We start from the raw sequence: 19,702 nt of genomic DNA on the forward strand, positions 1-19,702 counted from the left end.
CGAACTCACGTCCGCGCCGGTCACACCCCCAACTGCAGCCCGTCGTCCGCCTCCTCGACCATGGCGAGACCGAGCCTGCTGACCCGCACCGAGAACGGGGCGCCCGCGACCCGCAGCCCGGCCAGTCCGATCTCCCCCAGGGGTGCGCTGCGCATCGGTCTCAGCGTCACCGTCCCGGCAGGCGCGTCCGGCCGGATCCCGACGAGGGCGGTGAGGAGCTGCACCCCTGACGCCGCGGCGGTGGCCGCGGGTCTGCAGGCGGCCGGATGCGGAAGCGGGGCGCCCCCTTCGAAACGCTGCTCCCCCGCGTACATCTCGGGCAGCCGGAACCCGAAGGCCTCGGCCGCGGACAGGACGCCCCGCAGCAGCGAGCTCGACTCCTTCTCGTAGCCCGCAGCGGCCAAGCCGCCCACGGCCAGCGCCGTCTCCTGCACCCGCACGGCTCCGCCACGGTGCCCGAACGGGTTGTACGACGCTTCTCGTACGCCCAGACTGCGCAGACCCCACCCCGAGTCGAGCGCCGGACCGCCCAGGAGCCGCGCGAGCTGTTCCGTCCGCACCTTGTCGAGGAGGCCCGGCGCCATCAGACCGCCGCCGAGCAGCCCCGTGTCGAGGAGGTGGGCCGCGGCGCTGCCCAGGTGAGGTAGGAGTCGCCCGTCAGGCGTGCGGGCGGCAGCGGGCCGGCCGCCCCCACGGTCCTCGGCCCAGAAGTCCTCCCCGAACCTCGTCCGCAGCGCTTCAGCCCACTGGCGCAGTTCCACGGCGCCGGGTCGGCCATGGGCGTCGAGGAGATCCGCGCCGAGCAGGGCGGCTCGGTGGGCGTGCGCCTGGGTCTCGCAGCGCAACGGCCCTCCGGGGCCGGGGTCCGCCAGGTACGCCCCGTCGCCGACGGCGGTCCGCAGCCACTGCAGGCAGCGCTCCGCCGTGGGCAGCAGCTCTGCGACCTCCTGCTCGGGAAGGCCCCAGCGTCTCGCCTCCGCGAGGAGCGCCGGAAACAGGAGTGTCGCTTCGGTTCCGGTGCAGCCGGGCGGCAGATGCGGACCGGCGTCTCTCAGCGGGCCGGGAATCATCCCTGACTCCCTTCCCACCCCTGGGAGTTGGGTCCGAGCGAGGGCCCTGAGCGTGCCCGCGGCCAACCGCGTCCCCAGAGGGAGCGCCATCCGCGCCGCCGCCAACGCCTCGGCCGGAGCCAGACCGCAGCGCCAGGGCGCGCCGGCGGCGAGGTAGAGGTCCGAGGGGTACGCCGGGTCGCGCAGCAGCAGTGCGCGCAGGTCCTCTGCGCAGGTTCTCAGCAGGGGGCCCACTCGTGCGTCGTCCCCAGCCGATTCCGCCGCGGCAAGCGGGCGTACGGTGCCATGCCCGACCGGCCTGCTCGCCGCCCCGCCGTCGGCCCGTACCCGCAGTTCGACACTCCAGGTGCCGCCCGGAGGCAGATCGAACTCCCAGCGCAGCAGCCCGGCGGAGGCGAGGGCGTCGCGGGGCGGCGGGTCGGCGGTGACGACGGCGTGGCCTGCCGACGACGACCACCGCATGCCGGAGTCGTGGACGGTGCCGGACAGTTCACGCCCCGGCCGTCCGGCCGCCACCGCGCCCAGCTCGGCCAGATCCGTACCGAGTGCGACCTCGACCGGCAGTCGCAGCGGTCGGGTGGCCGAGCTGCGCAGCGTGATCCGCTCGGTGCCGTCGGCATGCCGGATCCGTTCGACCATGATGTCCGGGTCGGGTCCGCCGACCACGACTGGTCTCAGCGTCGCCACAAACCGGGCCCGGTCGGCGGCGACCATGCGGGCCTGCACCGCGATCGGCTCACGCCCCGCCACGCGAAGCAGGCAGCGCGACAACAGCCGGCGCCCCGCACGGTAGAACCCTTCCAGTCCGTCGCCCGTCAACTGCCCTTGCTGCGAGGAGATCGCGAGCGAGGGCAGCGCCACGCAGATCAGCGTCGTGTGTGCCGGCGGCAGCTCCGCGGAGCGCCGGGGAGCTGGGGTGTTCGCGCGACCGGCGTGCGCATGAGGCGGCGGAGCGTTGCGGGTAGCGGGTGGAGCCGGAGCCGGATCTTTGCGGCGGGCTGGGGAGATCGCTGGGGAAATCGCCGACGTCACTGCTTGAGCGGATGGCGCTCCCGCGACGACGGTTGACGGCTCCGGCAGGACGGTTGGCGGCCCCGCGGTCTCGGATGGCGCTCCCAGACCCACCGCCGCCGACGCCGCTCCGACGGGCGCGGTCGATACCCCGGCCGGTGGAGGAGGCGAGATCCCCACGGCGATTCCACGGGCCTGGCCCGCACCTCCGATGATGCGGTCGACGAACGAGTCCTCCAAAGGGCTCTCGAAGGAGCCCTTGAACGAGCCTTCGGGCTCCGGCGCTCGTGCGGCTGAAGGCATCACGACCGCCTCGCCCCCGGACGACCAGCGGTACCGGTCTCGCAGGGCAGGCCGCCGGCACCGGGTGGGGCGTCCTTCTCCAGGGCGAGCACCACGAGTACGGCGCAGTTCAATACGGCGGACACGGTCGACGACGCGGGGGGCGGCATGGGGTGGCTCCTTCCGTGCTGGGCGCGCGCGAGGCGCCGATGGCGCTCCGAAGGGTCGGCGGGGAGACGGCGGCGCGGCCCGGTCAGAGGCTGTGCCACAGAGGTGAACGGGCCTGCCCCACCCCAAGTCACGCCCGCGGCGCAGGAAGCCGAGCAGCCGAAGCCCCATGCCCGTCCCCGAATCCCGCCCCAGTCGGTGCCCGCTCGGCCACGGAGGAGGGCCCCCGGGGCCTGTGCCACGAATCGATACTCATCCGTCCCGCCTCGTCCCCTGCCGACCCACGCGGCGACGCCCCTGCGGTCGCCGGGGCGCATGCGCCCCGGCCCGGGAAGGTCCCTTGCCCGCACCTGCACGACGCGATCCGCGCCGCCGCAGAGCGGCCTCCAGGGCCCGCATCACCCGATCCTCGGCCGGTTCCCGAGAGTTGTCGGCACTCGGCCGCCCAGGGGATCCTGCGCCCTCACGGCCGGCGGCGCGTTCGCCGTTGACACCGGCACCCGCATCGGTTCCCGCACCTACCGCCGCTCCTGCCCCGGCTCCGTCGAAGGCCCTCTCCGAATTCGCCTCGGACGGCGTCACGCCGCGCTCGTCCCTTGTCTTGCGCAGGCTGCGCCGCACCGGCTCCGGATCCAGGTCCGCGCTGCACGCCTCCATGAAGAGCCGGGCGAAGACGTACCGCGGATCCGCGGCCAGAGCCATGTCCAACGCCTCGCCGGCCTCCACGCGGTCGCCCAGGGACCACGCGACCCAGCCGGCGAGCGTCAGCGGCGCCGCAGCGTGCTCGCCGTACGGGCCCACGCAGCGCCGGGCCAGAGCTCGCCAAAGCCGCAGAGCCAGCGGCGCCTCGTCGCCCTCCATCCACTCGGCCGCATGATCCCGGGTCAGTCGGTCCTGGAGGCCCAGGATCAACCTGGCCGCCTCGTCGTGCGCGAGCTGCTCGTCGTCCCTGAGATCCGTTTCCAGCGTGTCGTCGCCGGTCGGCAGGTGCCCGAAACGGCTCCAGACCCGCCGTGCGAGATCGAGCGTCTCGTCCGCGACCTCGGCCCGCGGGACTCCGGCGAGAATCCTGGGGACGAGAGCCATAGCCGCGGCGTCCAGCGCGTGCTCCTGTTGTGGCACGGCTGCCGTCTGCCAGGGCGTGAGCCGGGCCCTCATCTCCCTCAGCGGGCGCCGCACTTGGATGCCCGCATAAGTCATCGCGGCCGCTGTGACGGACGTACCGGACGCGGCCAACGGTGTGCCGTCGGGCGGGCAGCACTCCTCGACCGGACAGCTGTACGACCAGAAGTGATCGTCGGAGATGCAGAGGGCCTCGACCACAGGCACATCCAGGCGGCCGCACGCCAAACGCAGCATCTGTGCCAGCGGTTGCAGGCGCTCCATGATCTGCCGCCCGGTCTCGGTGGTCTTCGGGTCCCGGCGCAGGAACGCGACGATGCCGTCCGGCGTTCCGTCCTTGCGCTCGCATCCGCTGATCAGGCACTTGGCCATCTCTTCCGCGACGGATGGCCAGTCGCCAGGGCGCTCGGGGATTCCGAGTCGCACGCGACCACCGAAGCGTCCGCGGTGCAGGGCGACAAGCACGATGCTGTCCTCGGGCTTGAACCCGAGCAAGTACGGGAGCACTTCGGCCAGTTCGGACGGGTTGCGCAGGGTGATCTGTTCCGTGCCGGGTGCGCCGGCCGCTTCGCTGTGATTCGTCATGTGACGACCATGCCGCGAATCTCAAGATTCCGTTTTGACCTGTGGATAACCCGGATCAGGGACACGACAGGAGTTGTCCACAGGCAAGGAGGGTCACTAGCATGAAGCGACCCATCAGGTCATGCTTGTCCCGGGCGAGTTGGCTGTTGCCGACGGGAAGGCCGGTCGCCCGCCGGTGCGTCGGGCGACCGGCAGGCTTCGGGGTCCAATCACCCAACGCCAATTGCAGCAGGCGCTGTTGGCCACGGCACCTCGGCCAAGGGCGCCGACGCTGACGTCAGGTCAGCGGCAGGGCATAGGCGGGACTTCGGGCGTGAGGCACACGCCGAGCTCAGGCGAGCCCCCCGTCCTCGTGGTCGGGTGAGGCTCTGCCCTGAGTGGTCAAATGCCTCAGCCCGCCGCAGCCAGGACCAATGGCAGGACCTGCTCGCTCCCCGCCTTCCGGAGCAGCCGCGCAGCGACCGCGAGGGTCCAGCCGGAGTCCGTGTAGTCGTCCACGAGCAGGACGGGACCGGGAGCGCCGGCCAGGGCGGCGGCCAGGTCGTCAGGAACGGTGAAGGTGCCTGACAGCGCCCTGAGGCGCTGGGCGGAATTGCTGCGGCGTACCGGGTGTACGTCCCCCGGCCCCGTGTACGCCAGCGTGCCCAGGAAGGGGAGGCGGCCGATGGTCGCGATTCCCTGGGCAAGCGAACCGACCAGTTGCGGCCGGGTCAGGGACGGCACGGCGACGACTCCCACCGGTCGGGCAGAGGCGTCCGGAACAGTCGGCGCCCAGCCCCCGGGCGAGCGTGCCCAGTCGGCGATGACCGCCACCGCGGCCTTCAGGACGTCGTCGGGGACTGGCCCGTCGGGCGCGTTCTCGGCCAGCAGCGGGCGGAGTCGGTTGCCCCAGCCGATGTCCGAGAGCCGTCCCAGGGCGCGCCCGGTGGAGCACTGTTCCTTGGCCGGGATGCGCCCCTTGAGGTCGATGCCCAGTGCGGGCATCCCCGTCGGCCACATGCGGCGCGGCTCGACCTCCACCCCCGGGCGGTCCAGCTCCCTGGCCGCCCCCGTCAGCACCTCCGCCGAAACCGAGGAATCGGCCCAGGCCCCGGCGCAGTTGTCGCAGCGGCCGCACGGAACCGCACCCTCGTCGTCCAGCTGCTCACGCAGGAACTCCATCCGGCACTGGGACGTGCTCGCGTAGTCGCGCATGGCCTGCTGCTCGGTCGACCGCTGCTTGGCCACCCACGCGTAGCGCTCGGAGTCATACACCCAGTCGGCCCCCGTGGCTGTCCAGCCACCCTTGACGCGCTTGACCGCGCCGTCCACGTCCAGCACCTTCAACATCGACTCCAGGCGGCTGCGCCGGAGATCGACTGCCGCCTCCAGGGTGGGCACGGACAGCGGACGTCCGGCACCCTCGAGAGCCGACAGGGTCTGCCGTACCTGCGCCTCGGGCGGGAAGGCCGTATCGGCGAAGTAGCGCCAGATGGCCTCGTCCTCCTTGCCCGGCAGCAGCAGCACATCGGCGTGGGCCACACCACGGCCCGCACGCCCCACCTGCTGGTAGTAGGCGATCGGCGAGGACGGCGAGCCGAGATGGATCACGAATCCCAGGTCCGGCTTGTCGAAGCCCATCCCCAGCGCGGAGGTCGCGACCAGCGCCTTCACCCGGTTCTCCTGGAGGTCGATCTCGGCCTGGAGCCGGTCGGCGTTCTCCGTCTTGCCCGTGTACGAGGCCACATTGAAGCCGCGCTGTCGCAGGAAGGCCGTGGCCTCCTCGGCCGCGGCGACCGTCAGCGTGTAGATGATGCCGGAGCCCTGAAGCTCGTCCAAGTGCTCGGCGAGCCAGCCCAGACGGTGCGCAGCGTCCGGCAACCGGACGACGCCCAGGCGCAGGCTTTCCCGATCCAGGGGGCCGCGGAGCACCAGCGCTTCGCCGGCTCCCGTACCCAGCTGATCTGCGACGTCCGCCGTGACCCGCGCGTTCGCCGTCGCGGTGGTGGCCAGTACCGGCACACCGGCGGGAAGCTCGGCCAGCATGGCCCGCAGCCGGCGGTAGTCCGGCCGGAAATCATGGCCCCAGTCGGAGATGCAGTGCGCCTCGTCGACGACGAGCAGTCCCGTCGTGGCCGCGAGCTTGGGCAGGACCTGATCACGGAAATCCACGGAATTGAGGCGTTCCGGGCTCACGAGGAGGACGTCGGTCTCGCCGCGCTCGACCTCCTCGTAGATCGTGTCCCATTCCTCCGGGTTGGCCGAGTTGATGGTGCGCGCCTGGATGCCGGCCCGCGCCGCGGACTCGACCTGGTTACGCATGAGCGCGAGCAGCGGCGAGATGATCACTGTGGGACCGGAGCCACGCCGCCGCAGCAGGGCCGTGGCCACGAAGTACACCGCTGACTTGCCCCAACCGGTGCGCTGCACGACAAGAGCACGGCGACGCTCCTCGACCAGGGCCGCCACCGCCTGCCACTGGTCCTCCCGAAGGCGTGCCGAACCCCCCGGATCGCCGACCAGCTCAGCGAGGATGGCGTCGGCTTCGGCACGCAGCTCCTGGTTACTCATGCCCCCATGCAACCCCACACCACTGACAACGGCCCAATCCCCCGCCGTGATGATCACCGTCGGCCCTGTCCACCCGGCCGCCCGGAGGGGGTCCCACCAGGCACGAGCCGTTCCTGATTCCATTCCCCGGGCACCCGGATCAACGAGGTCGGGCGGTGTTACCGCTGGTCCTGGCCGTAAAGGCGTGATCCTGGCGTCGCAGGCGGCGGCATTGGGCAGGGATATAGCTGACGCTTCCCCAGATACCGGCCCCCGGCCTCAATTGCTCGTTGCCGCAAGCCAGTGCGAAGGGAAGAATTGGAATCGCTCCCGCGCGGCTCGATCGTGGTCCGGTAGGGCTGTGCCGCGGTGCGCTCCCGCAGTCCGACCCCGCCCGCAGTGTGGGCGCGTAGCCGAAGGGAGGACCGTGACCTTCGGATTCGCTCCGTCCTCGGCGGCATCGTTGTCGACGTCATCGACGCGTGCCGACATGTCCGCCGACTCCGCCAACCAACTCGCCAGGATCCTCGAACCCGCGGAATGGGCCGCGGCGGGGATCCCGCTGCTGCGTAATCCGCGCGAGGTCGTCAGCGGCCTGCACGCCCGGCACCGCCCCAAGCCCCAGACGGCCGTCGTGGCCGTTCTCGATACGGAGGAGCGGCTCAGGGCCAGCGCGTCGTTCACCCGGCGCGCGAGCGCGGCGGACGGCTGGGTGTTCCGCAACTCGCTGCTCACGCACCTGCGCCGGGTCATCCCGCACGACCTCCGACGCCGTACCCCGGTGCGAACGGCCGTGCTGCTCTACTGCCGTGAGGGCGACGCGCATTGGACGGAGGAGGACGGTGCGTGGATGTGGGGGCTGCGGGATGCGTGCACACTTCATGGGCTGCGCTGCGGGGCGTACATCACCATGACGCGGGACGGCTGGCAGGTACTCGGCGAAGGGCGCGGTGGCAGGCGACCGAGCCTTGGATCGACGCCCGAAGCGTACGAGGGCGGCAGCGAGCTGCCACTCCCGCGCGCAGGAGGAGCCGCGTCGGAGGTACTGCGCCGCGCGGCTGCCCGCTGAGAGCTGCCGCGGAAACGAGCCCTGCCGACACGAGTCCCCTGCCGACACGAGCGGCAGACACACGGCGCCGCCGGCCGCCCGCGGAACCGTCGAGCGGTCCGGGCAGCCGGCGCGCGACGTGTCAGACTCCGGCACCCAGCAGGGCGTTGATCCGCTGCGGGTCGCCGCACACGATCAGCAGGGCGCCCGCCCGGCCGAGGGCGAGAGGCAGAGCGGTGGCGGCAGCCTCGTCGGCACCGCCGTTCAGCGCGACGACGACCACAGGCCGCTTCGAAGCGCGCTCGGCGGCCCCGGCGTCGGCGTAGAAGACGTCGTCACCCGCGTCGTGCTGCGCCCAGTAGGCGGTGTCGCCGAAGGACAGCTCGTGCGTGGCCCACGGGTGCGGGTCACCGGTGGTGATCACCAGTACCTCGCCGGGCGCGCGGCCCGAGTCGAGGAGCAGGTCGACGGCTTCCTCCGCGGCGTCCAGGGCGCCCTCGACCGAAGCCGGGATCAGCTGGATCTGCGGCTGCTCGGTCGCGTCCGGCGAGGCGGGCGCGGCCGGCACGGCTGCGGGGGCGGCCGGAGCCGAAGGCCCCGGCTTGGCGGCGGACACCGACTCGCGCGACGTGCGCTGCGCGGGCGGCATCGGCCGTGCGGGACCCGGGCGTCCGGGTCGCGGCGGCGCCGCGGGACGCGGGCCGGGTACGGGGCGGGGGGTCGGCGCGTTGCGGCCGCTGGGGGCCGAAGTGGCGCAGGGACCCTGGGCACTCTCGTGAATCTGAGACTCCTCGGGAAGGAGAGGCATGAGCTGATATCTATCAAACGCCGGTGCGAGTAGCCCCGGCGGGTGGCACATGAGTGCGAACGGAAGATCAGAAGTCGAAGCCGAGCTGGCCTTCGATCTCCGGAACGTTTCCGTCCGCCCAGGTGCGGGCCTTCTTGAGGTGCCGCCACTGGGGCAGCGCATCAAGATACGCCCACGTGAGCCGGTGGTACGGGGTGGGTCCCCGCTCCTCCAGCGCGGCCTTGTGGACCGGCGACGGATAACCGGCGTTGTCCGCAAAACCGAAGTCTGCATGTTCGATGCCCAGTTCGGCCATCATTTTGTCGCGCCGAACCTTGGCGATCACCGATGCCGCGGCGACGGCCACACAGGACCGGTCGCCCTTGATCACCGTACGGACCTGCCAGGGAGCGCCGAGGTAGTTGTGCTTGCCGTCGAGGATGACCGCGTCCGGACGGACCGGGAGGGCCTCGAGAGCGCGCCCCGCGGCGAGCCGCAGCGCGGCCGTCATCCCCAGCTCGTCGATCTCCTCGTGGGAGGCGTGCCCGAGAGCATGTGCCGTCACCCAGCTCTCCAGCGTCTCGGCGAGCACATCGCGCCGCTTCGGGCTGATCAGCTTGGAGTCGGTGAGACCTTCGGGCGGTCGGCGCAGTCCGGTGACGGCGGCGCACACAGTGACCGGTCCCGCCCACGCACCGCGACCGACCTCGTCCACACCGGCGACGATCTTGGCTCCGGTGGTGGCGCGCAGTGAGCGCTCGACGCTGTGAGTGGGTGGTTCGTACGGCATGGCGCCAGATAGCGTACGCCGCCTCACCCCCTCAGCGACACCCGGTACGACCAGCCGGTCTCCACAGGTGAGACCGGTGAGGCAGGAACCTGCGGTTCACGGCCGACCGGACGGAGGCGCGGCCCCTGACGCCAGGCCTGAATCCACAGCCCGCAAGCCGCCGGCGCCGCCCCGCGTCACGCCCCCAGCGGCCGCAGCAGCGGAACCATCACCTGATCGATCATCTCCGTGAGATCACGCTCGCCCCATTCGCTCGCGCACACCTTCGACCGGTACATCATCATCGCCGGGATGACATCGCAGACGTATGCGTCCGTGGCGCCGGGACGCACCTCCCCCCGCTCGATCCCACGGCGTACGACCTCCTTGATCAGCTCGACGCTCGGCTCGACGACACCCTCGAAGATCACCTCATGGAAGCGCTGGGCCGTCGCCGAGTCGCATTCGTGAAGCACCGACCGCAGAGCGAAGCCGGGGCGCGAGTACATCGCCTCACGCATCAGGCGGCACAGCTCGAGCAGGTCCTCCCGGACGCTGCCGCGGTCCGGCGCTCCGTCGAGCCTGGGCAGGGCCGCCTGGAGGGCGTCCGCGACGAGCTGCTCCTTGGAGGGCCAGCGGCGGTAGACGGCGGCCTTGCCCGTCTGCGCCCCGGCGGCGACGCCTTCCATCGTGAGGGCGTTCCAGCCGACCGTACTGAGCTGCTCCAGCGCGGCTTCCAGGATGGCCCGCTCCAGGACAGGGCCACGCCGGCGCAGGGTGGCCGTCCGAGCGGGGGCGGCCGTCCAGCGCGAAGTATCCATCGTCTTCTCTCCGTTGGGGATCCGGGTGTTCAAGGCAGTTTCTTCAGTGAACGGTTGCGTTCACTGATGGGGAGTCACTACCGTTCAGTTCGACAGTGAACGGTTACGTTCACTAACGCACTTGTGGGGGATCCATAGTGTCAACCTCTCAGTTAACTCAAGATCAGAAGCCGGACAAGGCAAGGAAGCCGGGAACAGCACGGCGGGCGGGGCACCCCGGCATGGCCCTGGCGGTCATCGCGGCCTGCCAACTCATGGTGGTACTGGACGCGACGATTGTGAATATCGCGCTCCCGCACATTCAGGACGCGCTCAAGTTCAGTACGACAGACCTCACTTGGGTGGTCAGCGCGTACACGCTCACCTTCGGCGGCCTGCTGCTTCTCGGTGGCCGCGCGGGAGACATCCTCGGTCGCCGCCGGGTCTTCATGTCCGGCATCCTGCTCTTCACGCTGGCCTCCCTGCTCGGCGGACTCGCCCAGGAACCCTGGCAGTTGCTGGCGGCCCGGGCCCTGCAGGGCGTCGGTGGCGCGATCGCGTCGCCCACCTCGCTCGCCCTCATCACCACGACGTTCCCCGAAGGCCCCGAGCGGAACCGCGCGTTCGGCGTGTTCGCGGCCGTCTCCGCGGGCGGCGGCGCCGTCGGCCTCCTCGCCGGCGGCATGCTCACCGAATGGCTCGACTGGCGCTGGGTGCTGTTCGTGAACGTACCCATCGGCATCCTCATCGCGGTACTCGCGCCGATGTACATCAACGAGTCCGAACGGCACCCGGGACGCTTCGACATCGCGGGCGCGCTCACCTCCACTGCGGGCATGGCCTCGCTCGTGTACGGCTTCATCCGCGCGTCGGAGGAGGGCTGGCGGGACAGCGTCAGCGTGGGCTCGTTCGCCGCCGCGGTGGTGCTTCTGCTCGCCTTCGCATTCATCGAGAGCCGGGCGAAGGAACCCATCACTCCGCTCAGGATGTTCGCCGACCGCAACCGCTCGGGCACCTACGTGATCATGCTGAGCCTGGCCGCGGCGATGTTCGGCATGTTCTTCTTCATCGTCCTGTTCGCACAGAACGTACTCGGCTACACGCCGATCGAGGCGGGCCTCGCCTTCCTCCCCGTGACGGTCGCGATCATCATCGGCGCCGGCCTGTCCCAGCGGCTGCTTCCGGTGCTCGGCCCCAAGCCGTTCATGATGACCGGCGCGACACTCGTCCTGCTCGGCCTCGGCTGGCAGACGTTCATCTCCCCCGACAGCTCGTACGTGGGTGGGGTGCTCGGCCCGATGCTGCTGTTCGGCCTCGGCATGGGACTCAACTTCGTGACGCTCACCCTGACCGCCGTCTCCGGAGTCGCCCAGCACGAGGCCGGCGCGGCGTCTGGGCTGCTCAACGTGACGCAACAGGTGGGAGGTTCACTCGGCCTCTCCATCCTGACCACGGTCTTCGGTACGGCCAGCCGGAACGAGGCCAAGGACCAGATCCCGTCCTTCATGGCGCAGGCCACGCCCGAGCAGAAGGCGGAGTTCGCCAGGACCCATCAGCTCCCGGCTCCCTGGGGTCACCAGGTCCTGGCCGAGGGGATCTCGACCGCATTCATTCCGGCCGCGGCGATGGCACTGCTGGCCCTGGTCGTCGCCACTCTGGTGATCCGGGTGCGCAAGAGCGACCTGGAAGCGCTCGCGGGTACCGCGGGTGCGGCCGGGCCGGCGGGCGGCTGACGGGGGGAGCCGCCCACCACGTGAAGTGGATGCCGGGCCGTCTCAGGTGCCGGGCCGTCCCAGGTGCCGAAGGCGGCCCGGCATCCGCCACGCCAAGTGAGGCAGCGAGCGAGCCCCGCAGGTCAGACCGGCAGGCCCGGCGCCCATTCCGGCAGCGGCTCGGTCCGCCGCAACCACTGGTCCGCCGGAGCGCCACCCGGGCCGGCAGCGACCACTCCGCCCACGATCGCGCACGTCGTGTCCATGTCGCCGCCGACCTGCGCCGTGTCCCAGAACGCGCGCTCGAAGTCGCCGAGCCCGCGCGCCGCCGACCAGAGGGCGAACGGCACGGTGTCATGGGCCGTGGTGCGCCGGCCGCAGCCGAGGACCGCGGCCACCGTCCCCGCGTCGCCGTAGTCGAGCATGTCCCTGGCCCGCCGGAGCCCCGCGCCCACCGCACTGCGCGGCACGAGCGCGATCACGCCGTCGAGGAGCGCCTGCGGCGTCGGCGGTCCTGCCGGATCGGCCACGATCGCGGCGGCTGCGGCCACGGCCATGGCCCCGACCACCGCCTCGCGATGCTGATGCGTCGGGTAGGCGGAGATCTCGGCCTGATGCGTCGCCTGCTCCGGATCGTCCGCGTACCAGGCGCCGAGCGGGGCGATCCGCATCGCCGCACCGTTGCCCCAGGAGCCCTGGCCCTTGAAGAGCGCGGAGGACAGAGCGCGCCAGTCGCCGCCCTCGCGGATCTGCCGAAGCAGCCGGTTCACCGCGGGGCCGTAGCCCCGGTCGAAGTCGTGGTGCTCCGCGAAGGACCGGGCGAGCACGTCCTGCTCGATCCGGTTCTCGGCGGCCAGGACCGCCACCACGGAGCACGCCATTTCGGTGTCGTCGGTCCACTGCCAGACGCCATCGGGCAGTTCGCGGCGCTGGAGCAGCGGATAGGTGGCGGGCACGAAGAACTGGGAGCCCAGCGCATCCCCCACCGCCAGGCCGCGCAGGCTGGACAGGGCGCGGCCAAGCCGCACATGAGGAGAGGAATCAGCGGTCATCGCCCTGCCACTCTAACCGGTGACTCCGTACGGCTCGGGATCACGCCATCGTTCGAACGGCCGGTCCAAGGTGTATTTGCCGTCCTCCCCGAGAACGAGTGCCCGCGTCTCACCGTTCCCGGGATTCGACAGACATTCGAAGTCGGCGACGGTCCAGTGGAACCAGCGCATGCAGAACAGCCGCATGGTGAGGCCATGGGTGACGAGGAGGACGTTCGACGGGTGGTCGTGCGCCTCGAAGCTCCGGTACAGGCTCTCCAGAAAAGCACCCACACGGTCGTACACGTCGGCCCCGGACTCGCCTTGGGCGAAGCGGTAGAAGAAGTGGCCGTAGGCGTCGCGGTACGCCTTTTGAAGACGCACGTCGTCCCGGTCCTGCCAGTTTCCCCAGTCCTGCTCCCGCAGCCGAGGTTCCTCGCGCACCCGTACGAGTTCGGGGTCGAGCCGGAAGGCGCGGAACGTCTGGTGCGTGCGGCGGTAGGGCGACACGTACACGCTCACCCGCTCACGCCCGAAGAGCTCGCGCAGGTACTCCCCTGTCTCGTCCGCCTGCCGGTGCCCCGTCTCCGTGAGGGCCAGGGCGTGGTCGGGCTCGCGTTCGTAGACGGTGTCGTCGGCGTTGCCCTCCGACTCGCCGTGCCTGACAAGGACAATGCGCCGCGGTCGTGCCATGCGGAAACCCTAGATCGGAAGGACCCGGTTCGAGCACCCGTACGGGCTCCATCCGGCGTATCTCATCTCACACCGCGCGGCCCCGGTGCGTGGGCGATCCGGCTCACACCGTCCAGGAAGGTTCCAGCTGAACGATGTCTCCCGTGATCCCGGCGATGTCGGTCTCCGTCTGGGCGCGGGTCGAGAGCCGCTCCACGCGTTCGGCCTGGTACTTGCCGTGCTCGGCCACGGAGTGCCACATCGAAAGGATCAGGAACTCGTTGCCCGGCGCCTCACCGAACAGTCCGCGCACCATCCCCGGGGAGCCGGCCATCGCGGGGTTCCAGACCTTCTCCTGCATGAGCGCGAAGTGCTCCCCTCGGTCCGCGTGCACCCGGCAGTGCGCCAGGCGCACCGTGTCCGCGTCCGTGAAATGCGGCTCGAAGCCCGTCTTCACGTCGAACCGGTGGTCGAAGAGCTTCACTTGGATGTCTTTGTAGGTGCCCGACTGGGCGGCGGCGAGCCGGTCGTGCGAGCGCGCCATGAAGGAGTCGTAGAAGGCGCGGCTCTCCCAGAAACCGAGGACATGGGCCACCCCCGGCCGATTTCTGCTCCAGCCCCCGCCCTGTCCCCGGAACCCCGGCTCCCCCAGAAGCCCCGCCCACTTTCGCTGCCCCCGCTCGAACCCGCGTCGGTCGGTCACGGTGCAACGAATCCACTTGACCAGCACCGCGCCATCGTACGGCCCACGACGTGGGTTCGGTCACGCTCCGGCGCCGTGCATCCAGATCAGTCGTGCAGCGTCCTCGTCACTCAGTTCGATCCCGAACTCATGGGCGAGCAGGTCGATCAACTCGCCTTCCTGTACGTCCCGTTCGTCCCGAGTACCGTCAGGAAACTCGACCGACATTCGCATGTCGATGAGTGAGCGCTGGGTGTCGACGGCGGCACGCTGGACTATGGGGCGGTGGATGAAGGCGGACCGCGGATGCGTCGACGTGTAGTGGTTCATCACCACGTAGTCGACGGGATGGCGCTCCTCCAGGGTGAAGGCGTAGATCTCCTCCCAGCCGCCCGGGCGCAGGCTCCTCAGGACCAGAACGCCGCTGTCCTCCGGCGCGAGGCCGAAGGTCCACGGCCCCTGGCGCACCTCGATCCCGGCCCTCAGGGGGATCGGTTCCCGCAGCCCCTGGGCGCCGAAGCCCACGTCGCACAGCCACTCCTGGCCGTCCTCCACGGTGACGCGGGTCAGCATGTGGGTGACGGCTCGAATCGCCGTGGCGCCCACCCGGACGCGCGCCCCAAGTCCCTTCACGGAGTAGCCGATTCGCTCCAGGGCCGCCGCGAAGAGCAGGTTCTGCTCGTAGCAGTAGCCACCGCGGCGCTGCCGCACGAGCTTCGCCTGGAGGGCGGCGAGATCCAGGTCCACCGGCCGCCCGAGCATGATCTCCAGGTTCTCGAAGGGGAGCGACGCGATATGCGCCCGGTGCAGCGCGCGCAGCGTCTCCAGGTCCGGTTTCACGTCTCCTGTGCAGCCGATTCGCGCCAAGTAGGCGTCGAGATCCAGCTCTTCCCCGTTCCAGTTCATGGTCACAATCGTAGGACGTAGCGTGTCCGTAGCAGTCATGAACAGTCATGAGCAGTCAGCCATCGACAGCCGTAACCAGCAGCCGAGGAGGGGGAGTTCGGTGAGCAGCTTCAAGAAGGGGCTCAAGAAGGTCGAGGTCGCGCTGAAATGGGACCCGAGCCCGATCGGCGCGCCGCCCCATGATCTCGACATCATCGCGGCGACCTACACAGACGACGACCCGGGCGGGCCGCCGGCCTACATCGTGCACTTCGACAGCCGCTCCCCCGACGGGACCATCACCCTCAACCGCGACAGCACGACCGGCCAGGGCTTCGGGTTCGACGAAGTCATGACACTGGAGCTGGAGCGCCTGTCGCCCTCCTACGCGCGCGTGGTCGTCGGTATCGCCATACAACAGGGGGAGCGGGCAACGGTGTTCGGAGCGGTGGCGAACACGGCGGTGCGGATCCGCGAGGGGTACACCGACCTCGCGCAGAACGACTTCTCCGAAGTGGCCGATTCCACGGCGGCCGTGATCGCCGAGTTCGCGAGGGACGACTCCGGGGAGTGGGCCTTCCGCGAGGTCCTCCAGGGCTTCGACAGCGACCCGACCTCGTTCGCCGCCGCGATGGGCCGCGCACACTGAGCAGCCCGGAACGCGGAACGGGTGAGGGGCGGCGGGCCTGGTGGCCCGCCGCCCCTCACCTCACTGCGTCAGCGGATCAGCTGCAACCGCTGGTCGAGCCGCAGCCCTCGCAGATGTAGCAGGAGCCGGCACGCTGCATCTTCGTACCGCAGGAGAAGCAGAGCGGAGCGTCCGCCTGGATGCCCAGCTGCATCTCCACGAGCTCGGCGCTGGTGTGCGCCTGCTGCGGAGCCGGCGCCACGGCCTCGGCCTTGGGGGCCTCGACGACGGCCTTCAGGGACTCGGTCTGCCGCGGGGCGGACTGGGCCAGACCCTCGACGTCGACCTCGACATCGTCGATGGACGGCTCGTACGAGCCCGTCTCCAGGTGACGCTGACGCTCCTCGGCCGAGTGGATGCCGAGCGCGGAGCGCGTCTCGAAGGGCAGGAAGTCGAGCGCCAGGCGGCGGAAGATGTAGTCGACGATCGACTGCGCCATCCGCACGTCCGGGTCGTCCGTCATGCCGGCCGGCTCGAAGCGCATGTTCGTGAACTTCGAGACGTACGTCTCCAGCGGGACGCCGTACTGCAGGCCTACGGAGACGGCGATCGAGAAGGCGTCCATCATGCCGGCGAGGGTGGAGCCCTGCTTCGACATCTTCAGGAAGACCTCGCCGAGACCGTCGTCCGGGTAGGAGTTGGCGGTCATGTAGCCCTCGGCGCCACCGACGGTGAAGGAAGTGGTGATCCCCGGGCGGCCCTTGGGCAGACGCTTGCGGACCGGACGGTACTCGACGACCTTCTCGACCGCGGTACGGATGGTCTCCTCGGCCTTGGCGGTGACCGCCTCCTTCTCCTTCTCCTTGGTCTTGGCGGAGAGGGGCTGGCCGACCTTGCAGTTGTCGCGGTAGATGGCGAGCGCCTTGACGCCCATCTTCCACGCCTCGAAGTAGACCTCTTCGACGTCCTCGACCGAGGCGGTCTCGGGCAGGTTGACCGTCTTGGACAGCGCGCCGGAGATCCAGGGCTGGATGGCGGCCATCATGCGGACGTGGCCCATCGCGGAGATGGAACGCTCGCCCATCGCGCAGTCGAAGACCTCGTAGTGCTCGGTCTTCAGGCCGGGGGCGTCGATCACGTTGCCGTTGTCGGCGATGTGGGCGACGATCGCCTCGATCTGCTCCTCCTGGTAACCCAGGCGGCGCAGGGCCTGCGGGACGGTGCCGTTGACGATCTGCATCGAGCCGCCGCCGACCAGCTTCTTGAACTTGACCAGGGCGAGGTCGGGCTCGAGGCCGGTGGTGTCGCAGGACATCGCGAGACCGATAGTGCCGGTCGGGGCGATGACCGAGGCCTGCGCGTTGCGGAAACCGTTCTTCTCGCCGAGGCGGACGACGTCCTGCCAGGCCTCCGTGGCGGCGGCCCAGATCGGCGAGTCCAGGTCGTCCATGCGGACGGCCTTGGTGTTCGCGTCGGCGTGCTGCTTCATGACGCGCTGGTGCGGCTCGGCGTTACGGGCGTAGCCGTCGTACGGGCCGACGACCGCGGCGAGCTCGGCGGAACGCTTGTACGAGGTACCGGTCATCAGCGACGTGATGGAACCGGCCAGGGCGCGGCCGCCCTCGGAGTCGTACGCGTGGCCCGTGGCCATCAGCAGGGCGCCGAGGTTGGCGTAGCCGATGCCCAGCTGGCGGAAGGCGCGGGTGTTCTCGCCGATCTTCTGCGTCGGGAAGTCCGCGAAGCAGATCGAGATGTCCATCGCGGTGATGACCAGCTCGACGACCTTGGAGAAGCGCTCGACGTCGAAGGACTGGTGGCCCTTGCCGTCGTCCTTCAGGAACTTCATCAGGTTCAGCGACGCGAGGTTGCAGGACGTGTTGTCCAGGTGCATGTACTCGCTGCACGGGTTCGAGCCGTTGATCCGGCCGGACTCCGGGCAGGTGTGCCACTGGTTGATGGTGTCGTCGTACTGGATGCCGGGGTCAGCACACGCCCACGCGGCCTCGGCCATCTTGCGGAAGAGCGACTTGGCGTCGACCTCCTCGATGACGTCACCGGTCATCCGGGCACGCAGACCGAACTTGCCGCCGGTCTCCACGGCCTTCATGAACTCGTCGTTCACGCGGACCGAGTTGTTGGCGTTCTGGTACTGGACGGACGTGATGTCGTCGCCGCCCAGGTCCATGTCGAAGCCCGCGTCACGCAGCGCGCGGATCTTCTCCTCTTCCTTCACCTTGGTCTCGATGAAGTTCTCGATGTCGGGGTGGTCGACGTCGAGGATGACCATCTTGGCCGCGCGGCGCGTGGCGCCACCCGACTTGATCGTTCCTGCGGAGGCGTCGGCACCGCGCATGAAGGAGACCGGACCCGAGGCGTTGCCGCCCGAGGACAGCAGTTCCTTGGACGAACGGATCCGCGAGAGGTTCAGGCCGGCGCCGGAGCCGCCCTTGAAGATCATGCCCTCTTCCTTGTACCAGTCGAGGATCGACTCCATGGAGTCGTCGACGGCCAGGATGAAGCAGGCGGAGACCTGCTGGGGCTGCGGCGTACCGACGTTGAACCACACCGGCGAGTTGAAGCTGAAGATCTGGTGCAGGAGGGCATACGCCAGCTCGTGCTCGAAGATCTCGGCGTCGGCGGGCGAGGAGAAGTACTTGTAGTCCTCTCCGGCCTTCCGGTACGTCTTCACGATCCGGTCGATGAGCTGCCTGAGGCTCACCTCGCGCTGCGGGGTGCCGACCGCGCCGCGGAAGTACTTGCTGGTGACGATGTTGACCGCGTTCACCGACCAGAAGCCGGGGAACTCGACGCCACGCTGCTCGAAGTTGATCGAGCCGTCGCGCCAATTGGTCATGACGACGTCACGGCGCTCCCACTCCACCTCGTCGTACGGATGCACGCCGGGAGTCGTGTGGATGCGCTCGATACGCAGCCCCTTGGTGGCCTTGGTTCCCTTGGCGCGGGAACCTCGTGCCGGGCCACTCGTCGTCTCTGTCATGCCGCCTCCCTATACCGGGCTAAAACGCCCCGAAGTGCCTCGATCTTCCCGTGGCACGGTGTGTGTCTTGTATTGCGGACGCCGCTCTTGCCGCCCGCAACAGGTCTGAATGGCTGCCGACCGACCCCTGGGCCGGTCAGTCGGCAGCGGTGGCGGGCACGGGGACTTCGACAGTCCCTCCGGGCCCGCAGTCACATGGTTCGCGCTCTCCGCCCGCGTCGCCCCGGCTCGCACCGGGCAGCTGTTCCCTCAGCTCCGCGATGGCCGAGTCGAAGTCCTCCAGCGAATTGAACGCCCGGTACACGGACGCGAAGCGCAGGTAGGCGACGAGGTCGAGTTCCTGAAGCGGGCCGAGTATGGCCAGGCCCACGTCATGAGTGGTCAGCTCCGCGCTGCCGGTGGCACGCACCGCCTCTTCGACCCGCTGGCCGAGCTGGGCGAGGGCGTCCTCGGTGACGGGGCGACCCTGGCATGCCTTGCGGACGCCGTTGATCACCTTCGTACGACTGAAGGGTTCGGTCACCCCGCTCCGCTTGACCACCATGAGCGAGCACGTCTCCACGGTCGTGAAACGACGGGAGCAGTCGGGGCACTGGCGGCGCCTGCGGATCGACGTGCCGTCGTCGGTGGTGCGACTGTCGACGACACGACTGTCGGGGTGCCTGCAGAAGGGGCAGTGCATGGAACTCCAACCCTCCTTCACAGCACGACTCAATGGCCTCGGGAGGCCCTTCAGGCCCCTCGAAGCAGCCCCAAGCATAGGCGATGACGGAGACCTCGACGGACCGGGGACCACAACTTCTGGGCTGCTGATGCAATCCAACCACTAGATCTGGGGTTTGGTCGCAAAATCGCCCCCACGCGTGTCGCTTTCACCTCGCGAACACCGGGGCGGGAGCGCGCCCATGACGGATGCGCACGGA

Annotated in this window: 16 protein-coding genes; 3 read left to right on the forward strand and 13 right to left on the reverse strand. The window is 69.9% G+C overall.

Annotated elements, in window-relative coordinates; translation table 11 throughout:
- Positions 1-20: 20 nt before the first annotated feature.
- From OG456_RS09370 to OG456_RS09385, 4 genes are all read right to left on the reverse strand, one after another.
- The gene (locus OG456_RS09370; protein ID WP_266559094.1) at positions 21-1,931 is read right to left on the reverse strand and encodes a glycogen debranching N-terminal domain-containing protein; all 1,911 of its coding nucleotides are present in this window, start codon (positions 1,929-1,931) and stop codon (positions 21-23) included.
- 452 nt (positions 1,932-2,383) lie between these two features.
- Positions 2,384-2,533, reverse strand: coding sequence for a hypothetical protein (locus tag OG456_RS09375; RefSeq protein WP_266559096.1), 150 nt, complete (start codon positions 2,531-2,533; stop codon positions 2,384-2,386).
- Between the two features lie 250 nt (positions 2,534-2,783).
- Positions 2,784-4,238, reverse strand: a complete 1,455-nt coding sequence (locus OG456_RS09380) for a DUF4192 domain-containing protein (protein ID WP_266559098.1) — start codon at positions 4,236-4,238, stop codon at positions 2,784-2,786.
- A 390-nt stretch (positions 4,239-4,628) separates the two neighbouring features.
- Positions 4,629-6,788 (reverse strand): RecQ family ATP-dependent DNA helicase, encoded by a 2,160-nt coding sequence (locus OG456_RS09385; protein ID WP_266559100.1) that lies wholly within the window; start codon positions 6,786-6,788, stop codon positions 4,629-4,631.
- A 406-nt stretch (positions 6,789-7,194) separates the two neighbouring features.
- On the opposite strand from OG456_RS09385, the gene OG456_RS09390 reads away from it, so the two are divergent.
- Positions 7,195-7,836 (forward strand): hypothetical protein, encoded by a 642-nt coding sequence (locus OG456_RS09390; protein ID WP_266559102.1) that lies wholly within the window; start codon positions 7,195-7,197, stop codon positions 7,834-7,836.
- Between the two features lie 121 nt (positions 7,837-7,957).
- On the opposite strand, the gene OG456_RS09395 is transcribed toward OG456_RS09390, so the two are convergent.
- The 3 genes from OG456_RS09395 to OG456_RS09405 form a co-directional block, all read right to left on the reverse strand.
- Positions 7,958-8,623, reverse strand: a complete 666-nt coding sequence (locus OG456_RS09395; RefSeq protein WP_266559104.1) for a hypothetical protein — start codon at positions 8,621-8,623, stop codon at positions 7,958-7,960.
- 67 nt (positions 8,624-8,690) lie between these two features.
- A complete protein-coding gene (locus OG456_RS09400) occupies positions 8,691-9,392 on the reverse strand; it encodes a ribonuclease HII (RefSeq protein ID WP_266559106.1) in 702 nt (233 codons plus the stop codon).
- 176 nt (positions 9,393-9,568) lie between these two features.
- Positions 9,569-10,192: a TetR/AcrR family transcriptional regulator gene (locus tag OG456_RS09405; protein ID WP_266559108.1), complete on the reverse strand. Its 624-nt coding sequence runs from the start codon at positions 10,190-10,192 to the stop codon at positions 9,569-9,571.
- 137 nt (positions 10,193-10,329) lie between these two features.
- Between OG456_RS09405 and OG456_RS09410 the strand changes: the two genes are divergently transcribed.
- A complete protein-coding gene (locus OG456_RS09410; RefSeq protein WP_266559110.1) occupies positions 10,330-11,904 on the forward strand; it encodes an MFS transporter in 1,575 nt (524 codons plus the stop codon).
- Positions 11,905-12,026: 122 nt separating this feature from the next.
- On the opposite strand, the gene OG456_RS09415 is transcribed toward OG456_RS09410, so the two are convergent.
- From OG456_RS09415 to OG456_RS09430, 4 genes are all read right to left on the reverse strand, one after another.
- Positions 12,027-12,935 (reverse strand): ADP-ribosylglycohydrolase family protein, encoded by a 909-nt coding sequence (locus tag OG456_RS09415; RefSeq protein ID WP_266559112.1) that lies wholly within the window; start codon positions 12,933-12,935, stop codon positions 12,027-12,029.
- 12 nt (positions 12,936-12,947) lie between these two features.
- Positions 12,948-13,607: a histidine phosphatase family protein gene (locus OG456_RS09420; RefSeq protein WP_266559114.1), complete on the reverse strand. Its 660-nt coding sequence runs from the start codon at positions 13,605-13,607 to the stop codon at positions 12,948-12,950.
- Between the two features lie 103 nt (positions 13,608-13,710).
- Positions 13,711-14,316 carry a YdbC family protein gene (locus OG456_RS09425; protein WP_266559116.1) on the reverse strand — a complete coding sequence of 202 codons (606 nt, stop codon included), beginning with the start codon at positions 14,314-14,316 and terminating at the stop codon, positions 13,711-13,713.
- 33 nt (positions 14,317-14,349) lie between these two features.
- Positions 14,350-15,174 (reverse strand): arylamine N-acetyltransferase, encoded by an 825-nt coding sequence (locus OG456_RS09430; protein ID WP_266559118.1) that lies wholly within the window; start codon positions 15,172-15,174, stop codon positions 14,350-14,352.
- 100 nt (positions 15,175-15,274) lie between these two features.
- Here OG456_RS09430 and OG456_RS09435 point away from each other — a divergent pair, with 100 nt between their 5' ends.
- Positions 15,275-15,802, forward strand: coding sequence for a TerD family protein (locus tag OG456_RS09435; RefSeq protein ID WP_266559120.1), 528 nt, complete (start codon positions 15,275-15,277; stop codon positions 15,800-15,802).
- 76 nt (positions 15,803-15,878) lie between these two features.
- On the opposite strand, the gene OG456_RS09440 is transcribed toward OG456_RS09435, so the two are convergent.
- Positions 15,879-18,779 (reverse strand): vitamin B12-dependent ribonucleotide reductase, encoded by a 2,901-nt coding sequence (locus OG456_RS09440; protein WP_266559122.1) that lies wholly within the window; start codon positions 18,777-18,779, stop codon positions 15,879-15,881.
- A gap of 136 nt (positions 18,780-18,915) precedes the next feature.
- Positions 18,916-19,461 carry a transcriptional regulator NrdR gene (gene nrdR, locus OG456_RS09445; protein ID WP_227297763.1) on the reverse strand — a complete coding sequence of 182 codons (546 nt, stop codon included), beginning with the start codon at positions 19,459-19,461 and terminating at the stop codon, positions 18,916-18,918.
- Positions 19,462-19,702 lie beyond the last annotated feature (241 nt).

The sequence above is a fragment of the Streptomyces sp. NBC_01446 genome, from assembly GCF_026340095.1.
Lineage (GTDB): Bacteria > Actinomycetota > Actinomycetes > Streptomycetales > Streptomycetaceae > Streptomyces > Streptomyces aureus.